Below are 1,557 nucleotides of genomic sequence, written 5' to 3' on the forward strand. Positions count from 1 at the left end.
CAGGAATAAAAAAATGGGTAGACCAAGCCAAAGAAGAACTGAAAATTACAAAACACTGGTACACTGATATTGTAGATTGGGCAAGAGGCGACAAAGAATATGATGGTTCCGGCTGGGCACATGGTGCAAGACAAAGCCTGGCAAAATCTATTGGTTTTACGGATGGAAATATAGATAACCTTTTTGAAGCCGGAATTTATTCTATGCTGCAAAGTGGTGAAGTAGATATTAGTAACAGCAAAAGGCTGATTAAGATGATTAATGAAGATCCGGAGTTTGTTGAATATGAGAAAGAAATTGCTGAACTAGTAGTTAAGAGCCCTGATTATTTAAAGAAAAATTTTGAAGTTGCTAATCTTCCTCTAAAATCAATTCAATTAGGAGGAAAAAGAGCAAAAGGAGATATGTTGGATCAGTTTAAAAATCCATTCAGTGCAAAATACAGAGATACCTGGAAAGTTGCGGCAAATGAATTAACTTGGTTACTTAGAAGTATTGGCGTTAAATCTAAAATCTCTGTTCAGAAAAATGGGAGTGCTATAATTAATCATAATTTCAAAGATACTTTTGATTTACGAGCTTCAGAAGATGGCTCAAGGAGTATTGAGTATGATGTGGTGAGTATTATTTCTGGTTTTCTCTATCATGACATTGCAGGAGGAAATGATTTAATGAAAGTAAAAGGAAACTGGAGTAATCAATACTCTAAAAAAGATATTGAATGGAAAGCCAATGGAGCCAAAATTATTGAAGAAGGTATGAAAAAATGGAAAGAGAAAATGGAGCAAGATCGTTCAAAGTGGATACGTGATACGCAATAAAAAATTATGAAAAAAGTACATTTGTTAATTATATTAATGACAGCTTTATTCAGTTGTCAAAAAACAGAAAAAATGAAAGATAAACTTTTTCCTGAGAGACCTTATGAAGATGCTAAAATAGATAAATTTTATTGGGCTGATAGTGGTTGGGATTACACAATGATACCATTAATAAAACCTTATAAAATACAACAATTACAAGGTTCTCCAATCTGGATGCTGGATGCACATAATTCTAATCCGAAAATTGAACTATTTCACGGAAAAAATACAGTATTAAGCAGTTTCGATCCTGTGGATATGTTTAATATAAAAGATATATATATATATATATATATATATATATATATATATATATATATGGAAGCCAAGGTAAAAAATTAGACTTTGATGAAAAAGAAGAGTTTCCGAAGATATGGTTTATTATTAACTCCAAAACAAAAGAAGTAAGAGGTTATGAGAAGGAATTGGATTTCCAAGCAGAAATCAAAAAACTCAATCTTCCAGAGACATTTCTAAATCCTGATGAAGTGTATGAGCAATATAAACAAGACCCTGTTTTACCTTGGTTTCCTGAGGATATTAAAAAGCAATTGCAAGAAGCGAAAGCAAAGCAAAATAAATAAACACCAGCTAACGGGATGATAGATCATATTAACTTCATTAGTCTTTTTTCACCATATATTATTGATTCTTTCAAAAATGATGATGATTTTCTTGTTGTTCTATTAATAAT

At 31.3% G+C, this 1,557-nt stretch carries 3 protein-coding genes; all 3 read left to right on the plus strand.

The genetic code is table 11. The annotated features are described in order from the left end of the window. A partial coding sequence (locus AB671_RS22525; RefSeq protein WP_185114103.1) for a hypothetical protein occupies positions 1 to 821 on the plus strand: 821 nt, incomplete at its 5' end. Between the two features lie 6 nt (positions 822 to 827). Further along, entirely contained in the window at positions 828 to 1,205 is a 378-nt protein-coding gene (locus AB671_RS18670) for a hypothetical protein (protein WP_157444258.1), read from the plus strand. An 83-nt stretch (positions 1,206 to 1,288) separates the two neighbouring features. Beyond that, positions 1,289 to 1,447, plus strand: a complete 159-nt coding sequence (locus AB671_RS22370; protein WP_157444259.1) for a hypothetical protein — start codon at positions 1,289 to 1,291, stop codon at positions 1,445 to 1,447. Positions 1,448 to 1,557 lie beyond the last annotated feature (110 nt).

This window comes from Chryseobacterium sp. BGARF1, from assembly GCF_001677955.1.
Taxonomy (GTDB): Bacteria; Bacteroidota; Bacteroidia; order Flavobacteriales; family Weeksellaceae; genus Chryseobacterium.